17 protein-coding genes are annotated in these 24,939 nt (G+C 66.6%); 9 read left to right on the forward strand and 8 right to left on the reverse strand.

Features of this window, described 5'->3' with window-relative positions; translation table 11 throughout:
* Positions 1-19: 19 nt before the first annotated feature.
* From astA (H3H39_RS24485) to H3H39_RS24510, 6 genes are all read left to right on the forward strand, one after another.
* The gene (gene astA, locus H3H39_RS24485) at positions 20-1,057 is read left to right on the forward strand and encodes an arginine N-succinyltransferase (RefSeq protein ID WP_182157014.1); all 1,038 of its coding nucleotides are present in this window, start codon (positions 20-22) and stop codon (positions 1,055-1,057) included.
* Between the two features lie 26 nt (positions 1,058-1,083).
* Entirely contained in the window at positions 1,084-2,142 is a 1,059-nt protein-coding gene (gene astA, locus H3H39_RS24490; protein WP_182157015.1) for an arginine N-succinyltransferase, read from the forward strand.
* On the forward strand, positions 2,135-3,628 hold the full coding sequence (gene astD / locus H3H39_RS24495; protein WP_182157016.1) for a succinylglutamate-semialdehyde dehydrogenase: 1,494 nt from the start codon (positions 2,135-2,137) through the stop codon (positions 3,626-3,628). The genes astA (H3H39_RS24490) and astD overlap by 8 nt, the downstream gene beginning before the upstream one ends.
* 8 nt (positions 3,629-3,636) lie before the next feature.
* Positions 3,637-4,980, forward strand: coding sequence for an N-succinylarginine dihydrolase (gene astB, locus H3H39_RS24500; RefSeq protein ID WP_182157017.1), 1,344 nt, complete (start codon positions 3,637-3,639; stop codon positions 4,978-4,980).
* Positions 4,981-5,137: 157 nt separating this feature from the next.
* The gene (locus H3H39_RS24505) at positions 5,138-9,850 is read left to right on the forward strand and encodes an NAD-glutamate dehydrogenase domain-containing protein (protein ID WP_182157018.1); all 4,713 of its coding nucleotides are present in this window, start codon (positions 5,138-5,140) and stop codon (positions 9,848-9,850) included.
* 10 nt (positions 9,851-9,860) lie between these two features.
* Entirely contained in the window at positions 9,861-10,871 is a 1,011-nt protein-coding gene (locus tag H3H39_RS24510; RefSeq protein ID WP_182157019.1) for a succinylglutamate desuccinylase, read from the forward strand.
* 28 nt (positions 10,872-10,899) lie between these two features.
* Here the strand turns inward: H3H39_RS24510 and H3H39_RS24515 are convergent, their stop codons facing one another.
* The 3 genes from H3H39_RS24515 to H3H39_RS24525 form a co-directional block, all read right to left on the reverse strand.
* On the reverse strand, positions 10,900-11,439 hold the full coding sequence (locus tag H3H39_RS24515) for a molybdopterin-dependent oxidoreductase (protein WP_182157020.1): 540 nt from the start codon (positions 11,437-11,439) through the stop codon (positions 10,900-10,902).
* Positions 11,440-11,447: 8 nt separating this feature from the next.
* Complete coding sequence (locus tag H3H39_RS24520) at positions 11,448-13,454, reverse strand: TonB-dependent receptor plug domain-containing protein (protein ID WP_182157021.1); 2,007 nt, start codon at positions 13,452-13,454, stop codon at positions 11,448-11,450.
* Between the two features lie 217 nt (positions 13,455-13,671).
* Positions 13,672-14,235 (reverse strand): glycine zipper 2TM domain-containing protein, encoded by a 564-nt coding sequence (locus H3H39_RS24525; protein WP_182157022.1) that lies wholly within the window; start codon positions 14,233-14,235, stop codon positions 13,672-13,674.
* A gap of 272 nt (positions 14,236-14,507) precedes the next feature.
* On the opposite strand from H3H39_RS24525, the gene H3H39_RS24530 reads away from it, so the two are divergent.
* Positions 14,508-15,983: an APC family permease gene (locus H3H39_RS24530; protein WP_182157023.1), complete on the forward strand. Its 1,476-nt coding sequence runs from the start codon at positions 14,508-14,510 to the stop codon at positions 15,981-15,983.
* A 261-nt stretch (positions 15,984-16,244) separates the two neighbouring features.
* Here the strand turns inward: H3H39_RS24530 and H3H39_RS24535 are convergent, their stop codons facing one another.
* Positions 16,245-16,490 carry a hypothetical protein gene (locus H3H39_RS24535; RefSeq protein ID WP_182157024.1) on the reverse strand — a complete coding sequence of 82 codons (246 nt, stop codon included), beginning with the start codon at positions 16,488-16,490 and terminating at the stop codon, positions 16,245-16,247.
* A gap of 260 nt (positions 16,491-16,750) precedes the next feature.
* On the opposite strand from H3H39_RS24535, the gene H3H39_RS24540 reads away from it, so the two are divergent.
* Positions 16,751-18,301 (forward strand): GGDEF domain-containing protein, encoded by a 1,551-nt coding sequence (locus tag H3H39_RS24540; protein ID WP_229218258.1) that lies wholly within the window; start codon positions 16,751-16,753, stop codon positions 18,299-18,301.
* A 15-nt stretch (positions 18,302-18,316) separates the two neighbouring features.
* Here the strand turns inward: H3H39_RS24540 and H3H39_RS24545 are convergent, their stop codons facing one another.
* The 3 genes from H3H39_RS24545 to H3H39_RS24555 form a co-directional block, all read right to left on the reverse strand.
* Positions 18,317-19,243: an EamA family transporter gene (locus tag H3H39_RS24545; protein ID WP_182157025.1), complete on the reverse strand. Its 927-nt coding sequence runs from the start codon at positions 19,241-19,243 to the stop codon at positions 18,317-18,319.
* 62 nt (positions 19,244-19,305) lie between these two features.
* Positions 19,306-21,501 carry an FUSC family protein gene (locus tag H3H39_RS24550; RefSeq protein WP_182157026.1) on the reverse strand — a complete coding sequence of 732 codons (2,196 nt, stop codon included), beginning with the start codon at positions 21,499-21,501 and terminating at the stop codon, positions 19,306-19,308.
* Positions 21,502-21,714: 213 nt separating this feature from the next.
* Positions 21,715-23,391, reverse strand: coding sequence for a M14 family zinc carboxypeptidase (locus H3H39_RS24555; RefSeq protein WP_375540458.1), 1,677 nt, complete (start codon positions 23,389-23,391; stop codon positions 21,715-21,717).
* 217 nt (positions 23,392-23,608) lie between these two features.
* On the opposite strand from H3H39_RS24555, the gene H3H39_RS24560 reads away from it, so the two are divergent.
* On the forward strand, positions 23,609-24,313 hold the full coding sequence (locus tag H3H39_RS24560; protein WP_182157028.1) for a hypothetical protein: 705 nt from the start codon (positions 23,609-23,611) through the stop codon (positions 24,311-24,313).
* 4 nt (positions 24,314-24,317) lie between these two features.
* Here the strand turns inward: H3H39_RS24560 and H3H39_RS24565 are convergent, their stop codons facing one another.
* Complete coding sequence (locus H3H39_RS24565; protein WP_182157029.1) at positions 24,318-24,893, reverse strand: NADPH-dependent FMN reductase; 576 nt, start codon at positions 24,891-24,893, stop codon at positions 24,318-24,320.
* Between the last annotated feature and the right edge of the window lie 46 nt (positions 24,894-24,939).

Here is a 24,939-nt window from a genome sequence, read left to right on the forward strand (position 1 = left end):
AGAAATTGAAGGAGCTCCCATGTATGTTGTCCGTCCGGTAGAAATCGCGGATATCGCCGCCCTGGAAGCATTGGCGGCAGTGACCATGCCGGGTGTCCATACGCTGCCCAAGACGCGCGCGCAGATCACCGCGCTGGTCGAGCGCTCGATCGCCTCGTTCGCCGCCCATGTCGACATGCCCAGCGAAGAGTCCTACCTGTTCGTGCTCGAATCGCTGGCCGACCACGCCATACTCGGCACCGCGTCGATCTACGCGGCGGCCGGTTCCAACGGCACCTATTTCTCGTTCCGCAACGACGTGATCCAGCAGGTGTCGCGCGACCTGAACATCAGCCACAGCGTGCATGCGCTGACGCTGTGCTCGGAGTTGACCGGCTATTCCCAGCTGTCGACCTTCTACGTCGATCCGACCCTGCAGGACGCGCCGGAAGCGGCGCTGCTGTCGCGCGCGCGGCTGCTGTTCGCCGTGCTGGCGCCGCAGCGCTTCGCCGAGCGCTTCTTCGTGCCGCTGGCCGGCATCACGGACGCGCAAGGCGGTTCGCCGTTCTGGGATGCGCTGGGCCGCAAGTTCTTCCAGATGGACTTCCTGGACGCCGAGCGCATCATCGGCGGCGCCCGCAACCGCACCCTGATCGTGGAGCTGATGCCCCACTATCCCGTGTACGTGCCACTGCTGCCGGGCGACGCCCAGGCGGCCATGGGCCAGATCCACCCGTCGGGCGAACTGGCGTTCAACCTGCTGACGGCCGAAGGCTTCGAAGCGGACGACTACATCGACATCTTCGACGGTGGCCCGATCCTGCAAGCCCACAAGCACGCGCTGCGCACCTTCACGGGCGCGCTGCAGCGGCGCGTGGCCACCTGCCCGGCCGAGCCGGACCGCAACCGCGAAACGCCCGTCACCTACGCCATCGGCACTGGCGCCGACCAGCATTTCCGCGCCGTCGTCATGGCTTGCGCGCCGCTTGAATCGCTGGCCGTGGTGGCGCTGCCGGCCGCCGTGCAGGCCGCGCTGCAGGTGACGGATGGCGACACCGTCGTTTGCGTCCGTCTGTGAGCACTCAGTCAAACATTGGAAATCCTATGCTAGTTGTACGCGCAATCAAGGCCAGCGATCTCGACGCCCTGTACGTCATGGCCACCCAGGTCGGCAGCGGCATGACCACCCTCAAGCCGGACATGAAGATGCTGGGCGACCGGGTCGAGGTGGCCGTCGCTTCGTTCGCCGAAACCATTCCGCCGGAAGAGCGTGACTACATGTTCGTGATGGAGGATACCGATACGGGCCGCATCGCCGGCGTGTGCGCCATCAAGAGCGCCGTCGGTTTGACGGAGCCGTTCTATAACTACCGCATCGGCACGCTGGTGCACTCCAGCCGCGAGCTGGGCGTGTTCACGCGCATGGAAACGCTGTACCTGTCGAACGACCTGACGGGCAGTACGGAACTGTGCTCGCTGTTCCTGCATCCGGATTACCGCAGCGGCAACAACGGCAAGCTGCTGTCCAAGTGCCGCTTCCTGTTCATCGCCCAGTTCCCGCACCTGTTTACGGAAAAGCTGATCGCGGAAATGCGCGGCTACCAGGCCGAGGCGGGCCGCTCGCCATTCTACGAGGGCCTGGGCCGCCACTTCTTCAAGATGGACTTCAACCACGTGGACGAGCTGACGGCGCTGGGCAAGAAATCGTTCATCGCCGAGCTGATGCCGCGCCAGCCGCTGTACGTGGCCTACCTGCCGCAGGAAGCGCGCGACGTGATCGGCATGGTGCACCCATCGACCGCGCCGGCGCGCCGTCTGCTGGAGCAGGAAGGCATGCACTTCGAAGGCTATGTCGACATCTTCGACGCCGGCCCTGTGCTGCAGGCCCGCGTGTCCGAGCTGCGCGCCATGCGCGACAGCACGCTGGCCCAGATCGGCCTGGCCGGCGACTGGGACGCGGCCTGCGCGCCCGAGACGGCGCCGGCCGAACCGGTGCTGGTATCGAACACCAATATGCGCGACTTCCGCATGCTGCTGTCGCATGCGGCCCCCGTCAATGGCGCCATCGCGCTGCCCGAAGCTGAACAAAAGCTGCTGCACTGCCATACCGGCGACACCGTGCGCACCCTGTCTCTCAACGTGAGGAAGAACCCAAATGTCTGAAGCGAACACCCCATCGAGCAACGCATTGAGCAACTTCGTTAACGGACAATGGCTGCCCGGCACGGGCGCGGAACTGGTCACCGTCAACCCGGCCACCGGCCGCCAGACCTGGGCCAGCCGCGAGGCGACGGCGCAGGACGTGGCGCGCGCCAGCGCTGCCGCGCGCGCCGCCTTCGACGGCTGGGCACTGACCCCGCTGGCCGAACGCATCGCCGTCTGCACCCGCTTCCGCGACCTGCTCAAGGCCAACGCCGAGGAACTGGCGCAGCTGATCTCCGAGGAAGTGGGCAAGCCGCTGTGGGAAGCGCGCACCGAAGTGACCACCATGGCCAACAAGGTCGACATCTCGATCCAGGCTTACGACGCCCGCACCGGCGAAAGCCACAACAAGGTGGCCGACGGCGAGGCCGTGCTGCGCCACCGTCCGCACGGCGTGTTCGGCGTGTTCGGCCCGTACAACTTCCCTGGCCACCTGCCCAACGGCCATATCGTGCCGGCCCTGATCGCCGGTAACACCATCGTCTTCAAGCCCAGCGAATTCGCACCGCGCACCGCCGTGCGCACCGTGCAGCTGTGGCAGCAGGCCGGCTTGCCGGACGGCGTGATCAACCTGGTCAACGGCGGCCGCGACACCGGCATCGCGCTGGGCCAAAATGCGGAGCTGGACGGCGTGCTGTTCACGGGCAGCTGCCAGACCGGCACCGCGCTGCACAAGCAGTTCGGCGGCCAGCCGGGCAAGATGCTGGCGCTGGAAATGGGCGGCAACAACCCGCTGGTGGTCTGGGACGTGCGCGACATCGACGCGGCCGTGTTCATGGCCATTTCCTCGGCCTTCATCTCGGCCGGCCAGCGCTGCACCTGCGCGCGCCGCCTGATCGTGCCGGACAACGCGCAAGGCCAGGCCATCATAGCCCGCCTGGTGGACGTGGCCAGCCGCCTGACCGTGGGCGCGCCGGACGCGGAACCGGCGCCCTTCATGGGCCCCGTGGTGTCGGCCGCCGTGGCGCGCCGGCTGGTACAGGCCCAGGCCGACATGGTGGCCCGTGGCGGCAAGTCGCTGCTGCAGATGCGCCAGCTCGACGAGAACACCGGTTTCGTCACGGCCGGCATCGTGGACGTCACCGACGCCAAGGGCATCCCGGACGAGGAGTGGTTCGGCCCCCTGCTGCAGGTGATCCGCGTGGCCGATTTCGACACCGCCATCAAGACCGCCAACGCCACCTCGTTCGGCCTGGCCTCGGCCCTGATTTCGAATGACGAAGCACTGTGGAAGACTTACCAGGTGCGCGCACGCGCCGGCATCGTCAACTGGAACCGTCCCACCACGGGCGCGGCCAGCAGCGCGCCGTTCGGCGGCGTGGGCCAGTCCGGCAACCATCGTCCAAGCGCCTACTACGCGGCCGACTATTGCGCCTACCCGGTCGCCTCGATCGAGAACAGCGCGCTTGAAATGCCGGCCAAGCTGTCGCCGGGCATGCACTTCTAAGGACCATCATGGGCAACTCCGCACGCGAATTCAACTTCGACGGCCTGGTCGGGCCGTCGCACAATTACGCCGGCCTTTCGTTCGGCAATGTGGCCTCGTTCAGCAACGTCAAGAGCGCTTCCAATCCCAAGCAGGCCGCCTTGCAGGGCCTGGCCAAGATGCGGGCGCTGGCCGCGCGCGGCTTCGCCCAGGCGCTGCTGCCGCCGCAGGACCGGCCCAATTTCCGCCTGCTGCGCAGCATCGGCTTCACGGGTACGGACGCGCAAGTGCTGGCCAAGGCCTACCAGGAGTCGCCCGTGATCCTGGCCTGCGCCTGGTCGGCTTCGCCCATGTGGACCGCCAACGCCGCCACCGTCAGCCCGTCGGCCGACAGCGCGGATGGCCGCACCCACTTCACGGCCGCCAACCTGAACAACAAGCTGCACCGCGCGTTCGAACACGCGCAATCAGCCCGCAGCCTGCGCGCCATCTTCAAGGATGACAAGCACTTCGCCGTGCACGACGCGCTGCCTGCCACCCCGGCCTTCGGCGACGAGGGCGCGGCCAACCACACCCGCTTGTGCGCCAGCCACGGCCAGCAAGGGGTGGAACTGTTCGTGTACGGCCGGGTGGAGTTCGACGCCGCCGCCGCCGCGCCCAAGCGCTACCCGGCGCGCCAGACGCTGGAGGCATCGCAGGCCGTGGCCCGCCTGCACGGCTTGAACAGTGCGCGCACCGTCTACCTGCAGCAGAATCCGGACGTGATCGACCAGGGCGTGTTCCACAACGACGTGATCGCGGTCGGCAACGGCAACGTGCTGTTCTATCACGAGCAAGCGTTCGCCGACGAGGCGGGCGGCCTGGTGCAACTGCGCCGCGCCATGGAGTGCGTGGGCGCGGAGCTGAACGCCATCCGTGTTGATACCAAAAAGGTATCAGTGGCGGATGCCGTGGCCAGCTACCTGTTCAACAGCCAGCTGCTGTCCAAGGACGACGGTAAGATGGCGCTGGTGATCCCGCAGGAATGCCAGGAGAATGGCGCCGTGGCCAGCTACCTGCAGGAGCTGGTGGCCAGCGGCGGCCCGGTCGACGAACTGATTCACTTCGACCTGCGCCAGAGCATGCGCAACGGCGGCGGGCCCGCCTGCCTGCGCCTGCGCGTGGCGCTGACGGACGCCGAGGCGCAAGCCATGCACCAGGGCGTGGTGATGACGGAGGCGCTGTACCACACGCTGGTGGCCTGGGTCGAGAAGCATTACCGCGACCGGCTGGAACCGGCCGACCTGGCCGATCCGGCGCTGGCGATCGAGGTGCACACGGCGCTCGAAGAGTTGAGCCGCATCCTGTGCCTGCCCGGACTGTACGATTTGTAGAGCGGTGGACGGGACCGCGCGAAAGCGGTTAAATACACTGCGTAGGTTAGAAAGAATTGGAACGGGCCAACCCCGTTCTTTTAGCAGTATCCGGTCGCGGCGCCAAGCCACAAGCCAGAGTGCGCGGCCGGACTCAAAACACTAACGGAGAAAACAGATGAAACAAATGCCACAAGACCTGCGCAAGCAGACGCTCGACCTGGTCAACGCCAGCAAGCCTGCTACCGACAGCAGCCAGGTTGCGGCCCTGATCAGCGCCTGGCTCGGTTCCCTGGACGTCGAAGATTTCGCGGGCATCGCGCCCGACAACCTGGCGCCGGTGTTGTGGGATGGTTTCACGCAGGCGTCCAAACGCGCCGCCGCCGGCTGCCAGATCGCCGCGCTGCGCTACGCGGACGGCCGCGGCGGCATGGCCACCGCCCTGTTGATCCTCAATAACGACATGCCTTACCTGGTCGATTCGATCGTGATGGCGATGCGCCACCAGCGCGTGGCCGCCAATGGCGTGCTGAATGCCGTGCTGTCCGTGCGCCGCAGCGCCGACGGCGTGGTGACGGCCGTCGGCCAGCCCGGCGACCAGGCTGAATCCTACGTCATGTGCCTGCTGGCCGAGGACCTGCCGCAGGCCGAACTGGACACGCTGCTGTCCCGCATCCAGATGGTGGCGCGCGACGCCGCCGTGGTGCACCGCGACCAGGGTGCCATGCTGGAGCGCTTCCAATTCGTCGCGGCCGAAGCGGCCGCCGCCAACGGTGCCGAAGGCCAGGAAGTGGCCGCCTTCCTGGACTGGGCCCGCACCGAAGGCTTCGAGCCGTTCGGCTACGCCTACTACCAGGTCAAACCGGGCGAGCGTGAACTGGAACGCGACATCCCCAGCCGCATCGGCGTGCTGCAGGACACCAGCCATCCCGTCTACGGCACCTGCCTGGCCAATATTCCCGGCGACTTCGACACCCTGTCCAAGCGCAACCACACCCTGTCCATCGTCAAGGCCGACGTGGAAGGCACGCTGCACCGCGACCAGCAGCTCGACTTCATCGGCGTACGCCATGTGAACGCGCAAGGCGCGATCCTGGGCGAGTACTGCTTCGTGGGCCTGTTCACGCGCGCCGCCACGGCCACCCCGCTGGCGCGCCTGCCGTTCGCGCGCGGGCGCATCGCCAAGGTGCTGAGCATCGCCGGCGTGCGCCAGGAAGGCTTCCGTGCCGAGAAGTTCGTGGAAATCCTGGAATCCTTGCCGCGCACGGAAGCGCTGGAAGCGGAACCGGAATGGCTGGCCGAAGTGTGCGGCGCCGTCGTCTCGCTGTACAAGCAGCCGCGCACCAAGGTGTTCGCGCGGCGCGACGTGTATGCGCGCCACCTGAACGTGCTGGTCTACCTGCCGCGCGAACGCTACAGCGCCAGCGTGGCCTCGGCCCTGGCCAAGGCGCTGCAAGGCAGCTCCGGCGCCACCCACATCAGCTCCCAGACCCTGGTGGCGGACGGCCCGCTGGCCCGCGTCTACCTGATCGCGCACGCGGCCCGCTACCCGCTGGACCTGGAAACGGATATCCAGCAACCGCTGCTGGCCGTGCTGGACGGCTGGCACGACCAATTCGCCACCCTGGCCGACGCCGTGTTCGACGTGCCGATGCGCGCCAGCCTGCGCAAGCTGTGCGCCACCCTGCCGGCCGATTACGTGGCCGCCACCGCGCCGGCCGTGGCCTTCCACGACCTCGGTTCGCTGCTGCGCATCGAAGATCCATCGCGCGTGTCGGTACGTATCGAGTCGGCCGACGAAGCCACCACCATCCGCCTGTACTCGGTGGACAAGGTGCCGGCCCTGTCGACCATCCTGCCGGCGCTGCATAACGCCGGCGTGGCGATCGACCGCGAACGCGCCCACTCCATCAACGTGGGAGGCCAGCGCCACTTCGTCAGCAGCCTGTCGGTGGACGCGGCCAGCGCCGCCAAGCTGGCGCAGCCCAATGTGGTGCAGGTGGCGCAGGAACTGTTCACGGCGCTGTTCAACAACGACGCTGAAGATGGCCGCCTGAACGGCCTGGTGATCGAAGGTGGCCTCAGCATGCGCGAAGTGCAGCTGGTGCGCGCCTACATGAGCTACTGGCGCCAGGCTGGCAGCCGCTTCTCGGTGCGCTACGTGGCCGAGTGCCTGCGCAAGCAGCCGGCCGTGGTGCGCGAACTGGTGCAAGCGTTCCTGCAGCGCTTCGACCCGGCGCTGGACGAGGCGCGCCGCATGGCCGCCCAACAGGCCATGCACGACATCAAGCGCGGCCTGCCAGCGATTAACCATGCCGATAGCGAGGAAATCCTGGGCGCCATCACCGACCTGATGCTGGCCACCCTGCGCACCAACTACTTCCAGAATGCCCAGAAGGGCGACAAGATCATCTTCAAGTTCGACACCAGCAACCTGGCGCTGGTGCCGGAACCGCGTCCATTCCGCGAGATCTTCGTATTCTCGCGCCGCTTCGAGGGCGTGCACCTGCGCGGCGGCCCCGTGGCGCGTGGTGGCCTGCGCTGGTCCGACCGCATGGAAGACTACCGCACCGAGGTGCTGGGCCTGGTCAAGGCGCAGATGGTGAAGAACGCCGTGATCGTGCCGGCCGGCGCCAAGGGCGGTTTCGTCTGCAAGCAGATGCCGAAAGACGCCGTGCGTGAAACCATCGCGGCCGAAGGCGAAGCCGTGTACCGCCTGTTCATCGCCAGCCTGCTGGAAATGACCGACAACCGCGTGCTGGGCAACATCGTGCAGCCGACCGACACCGTGTGCTACGACAGCGCCGACCCCTACCTGGTGGTGGCGGCCGACAAGGGCACGGCGACCTTCTCCGATATCGCCAACGGCATCGCCGTGCAGCGTGGTTTCTGGCTGGGCGACGCCTTCGCCTCGGGCGGCTCGAACGGTTACGACCACAAGAAGATGGGCATCACGGCCAAGGGCGCGTTCGAAGCCGTCAAGCGCCACTTCTATGAACTGGACCACGACATCCACGCCACCGCCACCACCATGGTGGGCGTGGGCGACATGTCGGGCGACGTGTTCGGCAACGGCGCGCTGCTGTCGCGCAAACTGAAGGTGCTGGCCGCGTTCGACCACCGCCACATCTTCCTGGACCCGAATCCGGACATGGAAGCGTCGTTCAACGAGCGGGCCCGCATGTTCGCCCTGCCGCGCTCCTCGTGGGACGACTACAACAAGGAACTGATCTCGGCCGGCGGCGGCGTCTATCCGCGCTCGCTGCGCAGCATCGAGCTGTCGCCGCAGATCCGCGCCGTGCTGGACATCGAGGAAACGGCGCTGTCGCCTGAAGAACTGATGCACCGCATCCTGCTGGCGCCGGTGGACCTGTTCTACAACGGCGGTATCGGCACCTACATCAAGTCGTCCACCGAGAGCCACGCCCAGGTCAAGGACCGCGCCAACGACCATATCCGCGTCGATGGCAGCCAGCTGCGCTGCAAGGTGGTGGCCGAAGGCGGCAACCTGGGCGCGACCCAGGCCGGCCGTATCGAATTCGCGCTGGCCGGCGGCCGCATCTTCACCGATGCGATCGACAACTCGGCCGGCGTGGATTGCTCCGACCATGAAGTGAACGCCAAGATGTGGCTGGACGTGGAAATGAACGCCGGCCAGTTGAGCGAGACGGACCGCAACCGCCTGCTGAATGACATGACGGCCGACATCGAACGCCTGGTCCTGCGCGACAACACGCTGCAAACCCATTTGCTGGTGCGCGAGGCGCAGGCCCAGTCGGAAGCGTCGGTGCAGGATGGCTACGCGGCCCTGATCGCCAGCCTGGAGGAGGAAGGCGCCCTGTCGCGCGAGCTGGAACAACTGCCTACCGTGGCTGAACTGGCGCGCCGCAAGGCCGATGGCCGCGGCTTGACCACGCCGGAACTGGCGGTGGTGATCGCCAACGTCAAGAACCGCTACAAGCGCATCCTGGCGACCTTGCCGCTGACGGAGCACAGCTGGGCCGAGTCGGTGCTCAAGCCGTACTTCCCGGACTTGCTGGTGGCCACCCGCAGCGCGCTGGCGCACCCGCTGGCCAACGCCATCCTGGCCACCGTGCTGGCCAACGAAGCGGTCAACCGCTGCGGTCCGCTGATGCTGCGCGACCTGGCGGCCGAGCATAACGCGGAAGAGGCGGAAGTGATCCAGGCCTGGGGCCAGGCCTGGTCGGCACTGAGCCTGGCGAACGTGTTCGATACGCTGGACGCCGACGCGCTGAAGATCCCGCGCGCCGTGTCGATCAAGGTCGATGGCCGCACCCGCAGCCTGCAGAAGGCCGTGATCGAAGGCGTGCTGTCGGTGCCTGCCGAGCAGCTGCGCGCCGCCGGCGGCCTGGCCGAGCTGACCCGCTTGTTCGCCAAGCCGGACCTGCTCAAGCAGCTGATGCCGGCCGACGGCAGCGCCGACGCGGACGCCGTGCCCGGCCTGCGCGCCGAATTCGCGCAAGCGTGGAAGGCGGTGGATGCGATCGAAGCGGTGGCGGCTTTCGTGTTCGCCGCGCTGTCCGTCAACCGTCCGGCCGGCATGGACTTGCCAGCCTTCCTGCAAGTGGGCTTGAACCTGCGCGGCCAGGCTGGCATCGACACGCTGGAGAAAGGCTTGAAACTGCCGGCCCACAGCAAGTCGCAGGAACAGCTGCGCAGCTACGCCCAGCACGCGCTGCGCCGCACCCAGCAACGTTTGCTGACCCAGGTGCTGCGGCGTGCCACGGACGGCCACGACGCCAACGAAGCGGTGGAAGTGGTGACGTGCTCGCTGGGCCTGTCCGGCTATCCGGCCGCGGTGGACCTGGAGCAAGCCATGCTGGACGTGTGGGCCTTGTCCGAAGCCAGCAACGCAACCGTGGCGGCCTGACCGGATGAGCATGACGCAATCGACATCCTCCGCAGCGGTCGGCCCGCTGCCGGAGGCCGTGCGGGCCCTGGCCGAGGCGGATTTCAGCGCCGTGGCCGGGCGCTTTTCAGCCGCAGGCTACACCGTGGCGCAGCCGGCGGACGGCATTTTGACCATCAAGCGTCCCGGCGCGCCGGCCCGCGCCAGCGTGCTGGTGTCGGTCGGGGTGCATGGCGACGAGACGGGGCCGATCGAAGTGGTGGCCCACCTGCTTGACGCGCTGTCGCATGAAGCCAATGCGCTGGCGGTGGACTTGATGCTATGCGTGGGGAATATCGGCGCCATCCGGGCCGGCAAGCGCTTCATCGACGCGGACTTGAACCGCATGTTCCGCGCCGAGCGGGGCACGCTGGCCGGCACCGCCGAGGCGGCGCGGGCCGACGTGATGATGGCCGCCACCACGGCCTTCTTCGACGGCGCCGGCCCCGTGCGCTGGCACCTGGATTTGCACACGGCGATCCGGCCATCCGTCTATCCCACCTTCGCCATCGTGCCCGAGCTGATCGAGGCGGGCGCGCGTGGCCAATTGGTCGACTGGCTGGGGGCGGCCGGCATCGGCGCCATCATCATGAACCCGCAGTCGGCCGGTACCTACAGCTACTATTCGGCCGAGCATCACGGCGCGGCCGGCACCACGGTGGAGCTGGGCCGCGTCGGCACGCTGGGCCAGAACGACATCGGCCAGTTCGCCGAGGCGGCGCAGGCGCTGGACGCGCTGCTGCATGGCGTGGGGCCCGCGTCGGCGGGGCGATCGCCGCACATCTTCAACACGGCCCAGCAGATCATCAAGCTGAGCGACCGGTTCCAGATGGCCTTCGGGCGCGACACGCAGAACTTCACGGCCCTGCCGCGCGGCGCGGAAATCGCACGCGATGGCGACACCGTCTACACCGTCCAGCATGACGAGGAATACGTCGTGTTTCCCAACCCGGACGTGCGGGTGGGCTTGCGCGCGGGCCTGATGGTGGTGCGCGCTTCCTGAGCGTGTCGGACACGCTCCCGCGCGGGCCTCAGTCCGCGATGCGGCGCACTTCCACCGACTGCAGCCACTTCACGTGGCGCGGGCCGGTGCGCACGTCGCCGGACGACACCATGGCGATACGGCCTTCATCGTCGTCCAGCGGCTTGCCTTCCTTTTCGAAATACACCAGCACGTCGTTGCCCAGCGGGGCGTTGTACAGTTCATTCCACGAGAAGATGGCCAGGTAGCCGTCGCTGGCCTTGGCCACCACGATGGTCTTGCGCAGGTCATGGTGGCCGGGCGCGGCGATGCTGGCCTGGTCCAGCAGGTCGCGCAGGCGCACGCCGCGCACATGTTCCAGCTTGCCCATGTTGGCGCCGCTCTGGCAGATCAGGGGCACGTCGCCCAGTTGCGCGGCCGGCAGGCGGCGCAAATCGGCCACCGTCAAATGCAGCGGATGCTCGACGGCGCCGGTGACGGCGACGCTGGTGGTGACCAGGGCCGCCGGATTGGCTGGCTTGTTCTCGGCCAGCGCGGGCTGGCCCAGGCCGAAGGCGGCGGTGAGCAGGGAAAAGATCAGTTGTCGCATGATGCTCCTTAGTCCTGGTATTGGCAGTTGAGGTTGAAGAACCAGGCCCGCCCGGCAGCGGGGAAGCCGTCGGCCAGCTGGTAGTTGCGGTCGCCCACGTTGCTGGCGCCGGCCTCCAGCGCCACCCGGGCCGATGGGTGGTAGACGGCTTTCGCGTCCAGCGTGGCGTAGCCGCCCAGCCGGACCGTGTTGGAGGCCCAGCGGCCGCTGTTGGCCAGGCCGTAGGCGACCAGCTCCCAACGTTCGTCCGCATGCCAGGCGGCGTGCGCGGCCAGTTTGTGTGCGGGCAGGTCGGTGACGCGGGTGGCTGGCGCGCTCACGTTTTCCGCGTGCGTGTAGCTGTAATTGGCGCCCACGTCGAACTGGCTGGCGAGGCGCCGCGTGACGCCCAGTTCCAGGCCCGTCATCCGCACCTGGCCGATGTTGCGCATCTGCGAACGGTTGCCGCTGACGTTGGCCACGGCCTGGATCTTGTCGTGTACGTCGCTCAGGTACAGGGCTGCGTCGTAGCGGGTGGCCGCGGCGGGCGCGCCCTGATAGCCGATCTCATAGTTCCAGGCCCGTTCCGGCGCGAGGGCGGGATTTTCGATGAAGGTGCCCAGGCGCTGCGAGTAGCGGTCCTTGAGCGTGGGCAGGCGCGACTTGCGGGCCAGCGTGGCGTACAGCCGCGCCGCGCCGGACCAGTCGTAGTACAGGCCGGCCTGGGCGTTGTTGCTGTCCTTGGCCGAGGGCAGGCTGTAGGCGTTGCCGAGGCTGTACACGGTGTCGGGCCGCAGCCGGTCGCGCGACGCACCGAGCGCCAGTTGCAGCGCCGGGTCCAGCTGCACCAGGTCTTCCGCGCCCAGCGACAGCAGGGTGTCGTCGAAGCGGGCGTTGGTGGTGGCGGTGGCATCCGTTTCCACGTGGTGGTCGGCCTTGTAGTGGGCCACGGCCTGCAGGCTGTGCGCGGCCAGCCGCAGCGATTGCAGCTCCACGATGGCGCCGTTGGTGTGATCGCGGTAGATGCTGCGGCCGCTGCCCACGGAACCGGGTCCGCTGGTTTTCAGCGTGGCGTAGCGGCCATCCGTGTAGGAGTCCACTTCATTGGCGTAGCGGTCGTGGTACAGGCGCAGCTTGAGCCGTTCCAGTTGGCCCAGGCCCGTGCTCGTGACCAGGTACAGGCTTTCCTTGTCCCAGTAGGGCCATTTCCAGTAGCGGGCCGATTCCGGCACGGTCGATGGCGGCTGCCCTTTCTCGCCATCCTGGCGGTAGTAGCTGAGCGCATATTCATCGCCGCCGCCCGGCGTGAGGCCGGCCTTGAGCGAGACTTTGCTGTCGCGGTAGCGGCCGTTGTCGCGCACGCCGCCATCCTCGCTGCGCGTGGGCTGGAACGATGAGGCCAGCCGGAAGCCGTCACCTTCGCTGAACGACAGGCCGGCCTGCGCATACCACAGGCCCTGATTGCTGCCGATGTTGGCGGCGGCGCGGCGTGCGCCGACGGCGCCGGCGCCCAGCGACGCATCCGCTTCGAGCGCGGCGGCTGGCTTGCGCGAAATCAGGTTGATGGCGCCGCCCAGCGTGTTGGCGCCGTAGGCGATGGCGCTGTAGCCCTTGGCGACCTGGATTGCCGCCAGGTCGGCCGTGGCGAAGCGGTTGAAGTCCACGTAGCCGTCATAGGGCACGTAGACGGGGATGCCGTCGATGAACAGGGGCACCTGGCGCGTATCGAAGCCGCGCACGGCGATGGTCTTCTCGTTGCGTGAATTGGTGGACAGGGTGACGCCGGACAGCAGGTTGAGGGCGTCGCCCACGTTGTCGCGGTTGAAGCGTTGCATGCCGGCGCGCGTGACGGTGGTTGATACCTGCTCTTCGCCCACGGTGCCGTTGGCGGTGCGCTGGCCCAGCACGGTGACCACGCCCAGGTCGAACACGGCGTCGGCACTGTGGGCGGCGCCGGCCAGCAGGCCGCAGGCCAGCACGGCCAGTTGCAGGGGGAAGGGGAGTGGAACAGGAGGTGGGTTGCCTGGGTATCGCATGGGACGCTGTGCTCCGGGTTGCTTATAAAGTTCGCAATATACTCAGGTATATTGCGCAAGGCAACGCTGCGAAGTGGATAGGCGTTATAGGCAATATTGCATAGATGGCAGGCCGGGCGGCGGCCGGTGACCCGGCGCCAGAAACAGCCAGGGCCGCCGGCTGGTAGCGCGGCGGCCCTGGTGTGAGGGGAGATGCGGGACGGCGGTCCCGCGCGGATCAGCGTTGCGGCTGCTTCTGCTGTTCCTGGATCTGGTTACCCAGCATGCCGCCGCCGATGGCGCCGGCGATGGTGGCCGCCGTACGGCCACGGCCGCCACCGACTTGATTACCCAGCAAGCCGCCGATCACGGCGCCGGCGCCGATGCCCACGTAGTTGGGCGAGCTGTTGGCCGGAGCGGGAGCCGGTGCGGGCTGCGGCGCGGACTGGGCGCGGCGGTCATAGTCGTCCGCCTGGGCCACCTGGGTGCTGTGGTGCGGGCGGGCCGTGTGGTGCACGGCTGGCTGCTGTTGACGCTGCGGCTGCTGCTCCGGCTGCTGGTATTGCGCTTGCTGCACCTCGGCCGGCGGCAGTGGCGGCTGGGCTTGGCCGGGGGCCAGGTCGGACGTCAGCGCGTTGGCTGGCACCGGGTTGGCGCCGGGGTTGATGTCACCCTTGGCCTTGGAGGAAGGCAGCCAGCCGGCGATGGCGGCTGTGCCCACCAGACTCAGCACGGTGACCGAAATCGCAGCGCCTGCGATCAGGGGATGAATGCGGCGGGTTACGGTTGGGATCTTTTCCATGTCTGGGCTCCTGGTTGTTGTTTGGAAACGCATGACACCAGATTAATGGGCCAGCCCGTTTCAATCTATACATTGCGCTGTATCAAAAGTAAGCAGGTGTAACAGCGGGAGGGGAAAAGCGGGCAGTGGCGGGGTGGATCTGTTGCTGCTTATGCACATAAATTACTGTAGGGGCCGGCGACAAGAAGCCCTATAATCGCATAGTTTTTTTGACCGACCATTTCGCCGGAGCGCTATCCGCGCTGCCGTAGCAACCGATACAAGGATAGCCTGTGAACCAAACACTGGGCCAGAAACTGACCCGAATCAAGCCGGTCGATGTCACCCCTGAGCATACGCATGGCAACAGCGGCAGCGGCTTGAACCGCTCGATCGGTTTATTCCCGCTGACCATGATCGGCGTTGGCGCCACCATCGGCACCGGTATTTTCTTCACCATGGTGGAAGCCGTGCCCAAGGCCGGCCCGTCCGTCATCCTGTCGTTCCTGATCGCCGCCATCACGGCCGGCCTGACGGCGCTGTGCTATGCCGAACTGTCGTTCCGCATCCCCGCCTCCGGTTCCTCTTACTCGTTCGCCTATGCCACCGTGGGGGAATTCCTGGCCTTCATCATGGCGGCCTGTCTGTTGCTCGAATATGGCTTGGCGGCCAGCGCCACGGCCATCGGCTGGTCTGATTATTTAAACAATTTCCTCGTCAACGCCTTTGGCTGGCATATACCGTCGTTGTTGCGCTCGCCCATGATCGTGTCGGGGCCGACGGGGATTGAATTCCATCCCGGCCATATCAATCTGCCACCGATCATGCTGGTGTGCTTGTGCTGCTTCCTGCTGCTGCGCGGCACCAAGGAATCGGCCACCACCAACGCCATCATGGTGATGATCAAGCTGGCCATTCTCGTGTTCTTCGTTGTGATCGCGTTCGCCGGTTTCGATTCGAACAATTTCATTCCCTTCTTCAATACCGATAACAGCAAGGGCTTCGCCGGCATGAAGGGCGTGACGGCGGCGGCCGGCACCGTGTTCTTCTCCTTCATTGGCCTGGACACGGTGGCCACGGCCGGTGAGGAAGTACGTAATCCGCGCCGCAACGTGCCGATCGGCATCCTGGCCGCGCTGGTGATCGTCACCGTGTTCTATATGCTGGTGGCGGTGGCGGCGCTGGGCGCGCAGCCGGCGGCCAAGTTCGAAGGCCAGGAAGCTGGCCTGGCCGTGATCCTGCAGAACGTGACGGGCAAGACCTGGCCGGCCCTGGTGCTGGCGGCCGGCGCCGTCATTTCCGTGTTCAGCGTGACGCTGGTGACCATTTATGGCCAGACCCGCATCCTGTTCGCCATCTCGCGTGACGGCCTGATCTCGAAAGCGTTCCAGACCGTCAACCCCCGCACGGCGGCGCCGGTCAGCAACACCTTGATCGTGTGCTGCGTGGTGGGGCTGGTATCCGGTTTCGTGGACGCCACCTTCCTGTGGGACATGGTCAGCATGGGTACGCTGACGGCCTTCATCGTCGTCTCGCTGGCCGTGCCGGTGATGCGGAGCCGGGAGAATGGCAATGGCGTGGAAGGTTTCCGCGTGCCGTTCGGCCCCTACGTGGTGCCGGGCCTGAGCATCCTGGCTTGCCTGTACATCATGCGCGACCTGTCGAACACCACCTTCACCATCTTCTCGATCTGGATGACGGCGGCGGTCCTGACCTATTTCCTGTACGGCATGCGTCACTCGCACTTGAACCACACGCCGCGCGCCTGACTTCCGGCGGCGGAATAAAAAAAGACCCGGCAGCGTGAGCGGCCGGGTCTTTTTTCATGGGTAAGCAGCTTAGTGCGCTTTGTATTGCGCCGGGTTGGCGCCCAGGTAGAGGCGCAGCACGAGGCCCGTCAGGGCGATGGCGGCAGGCAGATTTTCGATGATGGTCAACATAGTTTTACTCCGATTGATAACCAAGGTACAGGCGCAGAACCAGGCCCACGGTCGCCAACAAGGCGGGAAGCAGCGACAGGACTTGCATGATCAGCCCCGCGATGCCATGAAGCGCAGTTCAGCCGACAGGTTGGGGGCGATGTGCTCGTAGTCGTCGGCCATGCGGGACAGATAGGTCGAATCATTGTGGCGCTGCTCTTCCATGGCCTGTTCTTCCGCGCGTGGCTTGACCGCGAACAGGGCGGCCAACAAACCGCGTGCTGCTTGGGCAACGTTGCTGGCGTAACCGCCGGCGGCATAGTCGTTGTAGCTCAGGTGGGTGTGTGCAGTGCTCATTTGAAACTCCTTTTCGTCCGTTGTTGCAGTGCAGTATAGGGCTGATTCAGTAATAAACAAACTTTTGATTTGTGATGGCATCCATACAGAAACCGTATATCGCTGAGTTAGCAATATCTTTCTTTCATTCTTTCAGGCAACGAAAAAGGCGGGAAATTCCGCCTGCTCCCTCTGGAAATGGCGCTTCGCTGGGGTATGATTACTGTCCAATTTGCAATAAGACGAAGACGGGGTGATATATGTCCTTGCGTATACGATTTATGCTGGCATTGCTGCTCAGCGGGCTGGCCGCCGTGGCGATGGTGGGTGGCCTGGCATACGTGGGGATGAACAAAAAGGTGGATTTGATCCGGCGCCAGCAAGCCGCCGAGCACTTTTACACCTACCTGAGCGCTTATCTGGCGCACTACGGCAGTTGGCAAGCGGCCAACGCGGTCGAACCATTCGACCGGTTCGCGCGGCGCACGCAGGAGGCGGAACGCTTGAATGCTGCGTCGCAGCAGAATGGGGCCGCGCCGGCCTCCCTGGACGCGCCGCGCCCGGCCGACGGCGAGCCTGGACCGCCACCGAATGAGCGGCCGGGGCCACCGGATGAGCGGTTGGGTCGACCGGACGATGGCGGCCCGGGTCAGCCGCCCCGCCGAGATGGCGGTCCCCGTTTCGGGCCCGAATTCGACGGCCCCGGCGGCCGGCCCCGGCCCATGCCCATGCGAGGGGAGGACGGCGGCCCGCCGCCGCCACCGCCCGGTGAAGGGCCCGGCGACGCCGGTTCGCGGCCACCGCCCGGCCAGGGTGGCGGCGACCGTCCACCGCCGGGGCGCCGTCATCCGGGCGGCGAGCCGCCGTTCCATTTCATCGTGGCGGACCAGGATTACAAGGTGTTGTTGGGCGCAGGCGTGTACCGGCCCGGCGAACCGCTGCCGGAAGCGGCGCGCAAGGATGCGCGCGCCGTCATGGTGGACGGCAAGGTGGCGGCCTATATCTCACCGGAAGGGGTGTTTACGCCCAGCAAGGAGGAGTTGCAATACCTGGCGGCCATGCGCGAAGCGCTGCTGGCCGGGGTGACGGGAGCGGCCGTGCTGGCGCTGGTGCTCGGCGTGTTGCTGAGCAAACGCTTGAGCCGCACGCTGAGCAGCCTGACGGACGCCGTGCGCGCCATGCACGGCGGCTCGCTGCTGCAACGGGTGCCCGTGCATGGCAAGGACGAGGTGGCGGCGCTGGCCAACGCCTTCAACGCCATGAGCGAGCAACTGGCCCGCAGCCATGAGGAATTGAGCGCCTCGCACCAGACCATCCTGGCCCAGGCCGACCAGTTGCGCGAGTTGAGTGTGCGCGACGCGCTGACCAAGCTGTATAACCGCCGCCATTTCGACGAGCAGGCCAGCACGCTATTCAACCAGGCCGTGCGCCACCAGCGGCCATTGAGCCTGGTGATCGGCGATATCGATTTCTTCAAGCGTATCAACGACCAGTATTCGCACGCCACCGGCGACGCCGTGCTGCGCCAGGTGGGCGAGATCCTGCGTGGCCACATGCGCCTGACGGACCTGGTGGCGCGCTACGGCGGCGAGGAATTCGTGATCGCGCTGCCGGAGACAGCCTTGCCGCAGGCGGCCGCCCTGTGCGACAAGCTGCGCCACCTGATCGAAGGCTTCCCGTGGCACGAGGTGCAGCCTGGCCTCAAGGTGACGATGAGCATGGGTGTGTATGGTGACCTGGCGGCCGGCACGGCCGAAGCCATGCTGCAAAAGGCCGATGCGTTGCTGTACCGGGCCAAGGAGTCGGGCCGCAACCAGGTGTGCTTCGCCTGAGGCGGCGCGCCCGTCTCAGGCGCGGGCGGCGTGGTTCAGCCAGCGTCCGCCGAACATCACGCACACCAGCGCCGTGACGATCAGCGCCGTACCGGCCCACTGCCAGCCGCTGATCTGGTCGCCCAGCACCAGCATGCCGGCGCTGATGCCCACCACGGGCACGCCCAGGCTGAACGGCGCCACCCGGTTGACGGGATGGCGCTTGAGCAGGCCAGTCCACATGGCGTAGCCCAGCACGGTGGCCATCCAGCCCAGGTAGGCCAGCGAGACCCAGACCCCGGCCGGCGCGGCCAGCCATTGCCAGCGCGTGGCCGGATCGTCGAAGGCCAGCGACAGGGCCACGAACGGCAGCACCGGCACCGTGCTGCTCCACACCATGAACGCCATCACGTCGAATTGCGGCGTGGCTTGCTGGGCGCGCCGCACGACGATGTTGGAGGCGGCCCACATGGCCGCCGCCGCCAGGCACAGGGCGAAGCCGCCGGCCGTGGTGGCGCCGCTGTGGCCCGGCGCCAGGTAATTGGCGCCGAAGCAGGCCAGGCCCAGCGCGGCCAGCAGCAGTCCTCCCTGCAGCGGGCGGCTGGCGCGCTCGCCCAGCAGCACAAAGCCAAAGAAGGCGGTGAAGAAGACCTGGGTTTGCAGCAGCACGGACGCCAGCGCGGCCGACATGCCGACCTTGAGCGACAGGAACAGCAGGCCGAACTGCCCCACGCCCTGGCACAGTCCATACAGCACCACCCAGCGCGCCGGCAGGCGGGGCGGGCGGATGAACAGGATCAGCGGCAGCACGGCGAACAGGTAGCGGCCGGCGCCCAGCTGGAATGGGGTGAGGAAGCGCAGGCCCACTTTCATGGCGATGAAGTTGGTGCCCCAGATTAGTACCACGCACAGCGCGGCCAGCAGATCCCGGCCGCTCAAGGGAAGATGGTTGGATGAACTCATCAGACCATGGTAGCAGCGATCGGCGCAGCCTGCAGGGCAACGCCGCGTTTCGACTTGCCGCGCTACGCCACGTTGCGGACGATGGCCTCGCTGTGGACGATGATCTTGGCGGCGTCGGCCTGCAGCAGGCGGATGCGCCGCTGCACCAGCGGCCAGCCGGACCATGGCACGGCTGGCGCGGCGTCGCCACCGCTGGCGGCGGCCGGCGCGGCGCCACCGCCAAAGCCACCGCCAAAGCCAGCACCAAGGCCAACGTCGACACCGGCCTGCTCGTGCCGGGCCAGCGCGGCGGTCAGGATGGCGACCACTTCGCGGTGGCTGTCGCGCAGTTTTTCGTTGACGGCCGCCGCCGGCAGTTCCGTGACGTGCCGGCGCAGGATGGCGCGCAATGCCGCCACATGCGCCACCAGCAGGTAGTTCTGTACGATGAACAGGTTGATGTCCTCCACGGCGCGCTGCTTGCTGGCCGGTTCGTCGAGCATGCGCACCAGCGCGGCGCTGAGCGCGGCCAGGCTGTCCATCAGGCGCTTGCGCTCGATGCGGTAGGCGAAATCGTCCCGCCCTTTACCCTGCAGCAGGTCGAACGAGGCTTGCATGTAGCGCAGGTTCGCATCCAGCACCAGGCGGATCAGGCGCGGCAGGCTTTGGTATTCCCAGTTGGCCAGCACGAAGCTGAACGCGGTGGCCACGGCCGCGCCGACGATGGTGTCGACCAGGCGCTCCATGATCAGGTTGCTGTTGCCGGGCGCCAGCAGGTGCATCTGCAGCAGGATCATCACGCTGACGGTGATGGCGGCGTAGCGGTAGCGCAGGTAGATGAAGGTCGGCGTGGCCACCGTGGACAGGATTAAAAAAGCCAGGATGGCGGCCGGATAGTTCAGGTAGCGGATGATGAAGGCCGTGATCACGCAGCCGATCACGGTGCCCACGATGCGGTCGCTGCGGCGCTGCTTGGTCATGCTGAAGCTGGGCTTGAGGATGATGACGATGGTGAGCACGATCCAGTAGCTGTGGGCCGCGTACGGCAAGTGCGCGCCCACCAGCAGGCCGACCGAGATCGCCATGGCCACCCGCAGCGAGAAGCGGAAGATGGGCGAGTCCCAGCGCAGGTGCGACAGGATCATCTTCAATTCGTACTTCTGCTGCGACAGGAAGGGGCCCATGTCGGCATCGATCCAGAACGGCGTGCTGTCGTAGACCTTCTGGCTGGCCAGGTGCAACTGGCCTATCATGTGCAGGATGGCCTTGATCTTGTTGCGCTGGGCGCGCAGCACGGCCAGCGCTTCCTGCTCCGGCTTGCCTTCATCGACCTTGCGTTGCAAGGCGTGCAGTTCGTCCTCGACGGCGGCCAGTTCCGCTTCGTAGTTCACCTGCTGGTACGAGGCGCGCTTGCGGGTGATGGCGTAGGCGGCCGATTCGATGTCGCGCGCCGCCTTCCACGCCAGGTCGTGCAGCGTTTTCAGGACGGGCGAATCGGCCAGGTGGGCGCGCAACTGGGCGTAGTCGGTGTGGGTGGACAGGATCAGCTCATACAGGTCCAGCATGCACACGTGGACCTGCACCACGATGGCGTCCTTGCGGTCCTGGTGGCTGCGCAGGATCAGGTCGCGCGACGCTTGCTGGCGGTCGGCCAGCAGGCTTTGATGGCGTACCAGCTTGTTGAACTGCTCCGTGAGGTTGTAGCGGGTGTCGTAGAAATCGGCCTTGATGTCGATGTAGGCGGCCAGTTCGAACAGGGCTTCGGCCAGCACCTGCTGCTTGATGCGGTGGCGCAGCAGCCAGGACACGGCCATCGAGTAACCCAGGTAGGCCACCGCGCCCAGCGTGAACAGGCCGGCGTGGATGAAGGACTCGCGCGCTGTCATGTCGTGTTCCATCGACATGGTCATGATGAACAGCGTGGCCAGTTGCAGCGGCATCGACTTCTTCCCGTACACCACCATCATGCAGGCCATGAAGCTGACCAGGACCAGCATCGTCATCAACAGCCAGCGCACCGGGCCGCACAGGCTGATGAGCAGGGTGACGGCACCGCACAGCAGCACCGAGGCCGACATCTCGTTGAACTTGTGGCGCAGGGGGCTGGGCATGTCCATCAGGGCCGTGCACAGGGCGCCGATGCACACCGTCATGGCGGTGGCCATGCCGGCGAACCGCAGCGTGATCAGGGTGACGCCCACCAGCCCGGCGGCGAAGCGCAGCCCCAGGTGGAAGTAATGGCTGTAAAAAAATGTGCGCAGGTTGAGTGCGTAATGCATGGCGGTGACCTTGTGGGCACGTCGGTCCAGTGGTCTGGCGTCGGTACTTGTGAACTACGCGGCGCCGCTGGTGGGCGCGCCGCACATATCACGCGCGCGCGGGGATCGCCGGCGCTGGCGTGGTGTGCCTCGATGTCGACAGGGACATCGAGGCGGCGTCCCGCGCAGGCGGAACGGGTTGAGGTATTGCTCGATAGGGGCGCGGCCGGTGGATCAGAATACCGACAGCACGGGGTAGCGGCGCCATTCCGGTTCCGCGTGGCGCTGGCCGTGTTCGAAGATGAAGTCCAGCACCTTGGTCTGGTCCGTCAGCAGGGCCGGATTGGCCGCCTTCCACGCTTCGAACGCGGTTTTCAGTGCCGGTTCCGTCTCCAGCATGTGCAGCGCCAGATCCTCGAACACGTAGTCGGAATAGGCTTCCTTCTTTTCCAGCACGCTGTTGAAGAAACCCCAGCGGAAGAAGCTGTCGTGCGCCTGCGGTTCCAGCGTTTCGACGGCGTAGCGGGCGTTGTCCTGGTCGAGCGCGATGTAGTAGTCGCCCGGCTGGGCCGTGAAGCGGCCCGTGCGCGCTTCCACTTGCACCTCATCGTGGAACATATGGCCTTCGTAGGCGTGCGGGCGCGAGCTCACGGACGCGATGTGGTAGTACTGCGCGTCGAACGTGGTGGCCGTTTCCAGGCGGCGCATCTGGACGCCATTCCATTGCAGCCGTTCGATCGCTTCGCGCCATGCCTGGGGCACGATGTAGGCCCTGGGCGCGGGCACCACCACGTCCTCCGGGAAGTGGTTGTAGTAGGCGATGTCCTGCTCCCACGGCTGGCTGCGGTCGTACCACAGGCGCTGGTAGTTGCCCAGCAGGCTGGGGCTGCGCTTGGCCGCGTAGCCCTTGAAGCGGAAGGTGGACGGGTTTTGCTCGTCCATCTTCCAGCTCACGGGCCAGTGGCTGCGGCGGCGGTCGTGGGCGCGGGCGGCGGCGCGCAACTGGCGAATCTGTTCGCCGTGGGCGACGGTGAAGGCCAGCGTCACGTCCACCAGCGCGCGCATCGATTGGTAGCGGTCCGCGAAAGGCTTGAGCATGTGCGTCTCGGGCATGAAGCCGATCACGTGGTGCAGGGCCGCGAAGCCGGTCGAGAAGCGAGGCACTTCCAGGAACTCGGCGATGCCTTCGTCCGGGCTGTCCTTGACGGGGTTGACGTAGGGGCAGGTGGGCCAGCCGCGCGCGTCCATCTGGGCGTAGATGTGGGGCAGCATGGTGTGGCGCAGGAAGGCGCCCAGCTCGCCGCCCAGCTTGTCGGCCTGGGTGTGGATCAGCGTCATCGTGTACGGATAGTCGGCGCCGTTGGAGGTGTGGGTGTCGACCATCACGTCCGGGTCCCAGGCGGTGAGCAGTTCATTGAACAGGCGCGCGTTGAGGGTGTCGCACTTGATGAAGTCGCGGTTCAGGTCCAGGTGGCGGCTGTTGCCACGGAAGCCGAATTGCTCCGGTCCGTCCTGGTTCACGCGCGACGTGTTGGCCCGGTTCAGGCAACCGTCCACGTTGTAGACGGGGACGAACAGCAGCACCGTCCTGCCCAGCGCGGCCAGTCGGGCCGGCTCGAAGCACAGGTCGCGCACCAGGGCCATGCAGCCGTCCACGCCTTCCGGCTCGCCCGGGTGGATGCCGTTATTGTTGAAGAAGACGGGGCGGCCTTCACGCTTGATCTGTTCGCGCTCGAACACGCCGTCTGCGCTGACCACGCCCGCATGCACCGGCACGCCGCCATCGGATACGCCGATCTGCTCGAACCGCAGCACTTGCGGGAAGCGCTGGGCCAGTTCCTGGTAGAAGGCGATGCAGTCGCTCCACTCGGTGGTCTGGTTATGGTTGCCTTTTTCGTAAGGCGTTGGCATGGCTGGGTGCATGGCGTCTGGATCTCAGAGGGTGGTTGTTCAACACGCGCGCGCTGGGTAAGCGCGGCGCCGAGGGCGGAATTGTATCATTCGTGCCTGATTTTTGAGCGGCGACAGCGCGCCGCCGGCCTTGGCCATTCGCGCTTGCGCTGCTTCAAGCGCCCTCCGTCGCGGCGGTGTTATTACTGGGTTTTCGGCGTGGCGCGCGGAGGATGCGATGGGCGGCTGGTATGGATGGCGGCTGGTGTGCGTGGTGGCCCTGCTGGCGCTGGGCTGCCGGGTGGGACTGGCCCAGATCGGGCCGCGCTATGTGCTGGACCTGCCGGCCGCGCGCCACGGCCAGCGGGCGCCGGAGCAGGGCAGCATCGCGCTGGAACCGGACGGGCGGGCGACGATACGCGTTCATGGCCTGACGGTGGCGCTGGTGGGGCCGGATGGCGGGGTCGGACCATCCGATTTGGCCGTGCTGTCACTACAGGCTGGGAGGTTACCGGTGTCCCGCATGTCGGCCAGCGTTGCGCGTGCCGTACCGCTGGTGTACACGGAGCCGCCCGCCGCGGGATGGGACGTGGGGCCGGCTGGCCATCCCATGCGGGCCTGGGATACGCTTTACCTGCGCAAGGGCCAGGCGCGCCTGCGTGTGACAGCGATGCCCGGCGGGCCGGGTACGGTGGCCACGGCAGGCTTCATGCTCGAGATAGGCACATTCCACGCCACCAGCCGCATTTATGTCAGCTGCGCGCCGTTGGCGGCCGGGGAGCTGGCCGCGCTGCCCCAGCGCCTGCCGGGCGCGGAACTGGTGCTGGCCCCGGCCAGCGACGGCCAGGCAATGGCGTTGCTGCGCCGCGCCGGCAACCAAGACCTGTTCGTGCCGGTCGCGGCGCCGGGCGGCCGCTACCCGTTCGCGTTGCTGCGGCGCTAGCGCGTCAGGCGCCCGCTGGCCGCGCGTTGGTGTCGACCCAGTGCGCGTAGGCGGCGGCGAACTTCCGCAGGAATTGTTGCGTGCCTTCGTTGGTCAGCTTGCCACTGTCGTCGAGCAGGTTGGCCGCGCCGCCGATGTAGGCTTCCGGCTGCTGCAGCAGGGGCACGTCGAGGAACACCATGGACTGGCGCAGGTGGTGGTTGGCGCCGAAGCCGCCGATGGCGCCCGGCGAGACGCTCACTATGGCGCCCGGCTTGCCGCCCCACACGCTGCTGCCGTACGGGCGCGAACCCACGTCGATGGCGTTTTTCAGCGCGGCCGGCACCGAGCGGTTGTATTCGGGGGTGAAGAACAGTACCCCGTCGCACCCCTGCACGCGCTGGCGGAAGGTGGTCCAGGCGGCCGGGGCGACGGCGCCGTTCTCCTCCAGGTCCTGGTTGTACAGGGGCAGTTCCCCGATGTCGATGAATTCGAACGCCAGCGAGGCGGGCGCCAGCGATACGAGGGCCTGGGCTATTTTGCGGGTATAGGAATCCTTGCGCAGGCTGCCGACCAGAATGCCAATTTTTTTCGCGGTCATCACAACTCCTTCTCGGTGGGTTGAACAGACCTTAAATGTAGCGCAT

This window comes from Rugamonas apoptosis (genome assembly GCF_014042355.1).
Taxonomy (GTDB): domain Bacteria; phylum Pseudomonadota; class Gammaproteobacteria; order Burkholderiales; family Burkholderiaceae_D; genus Rugamonas; species Rugamonas apoptosis.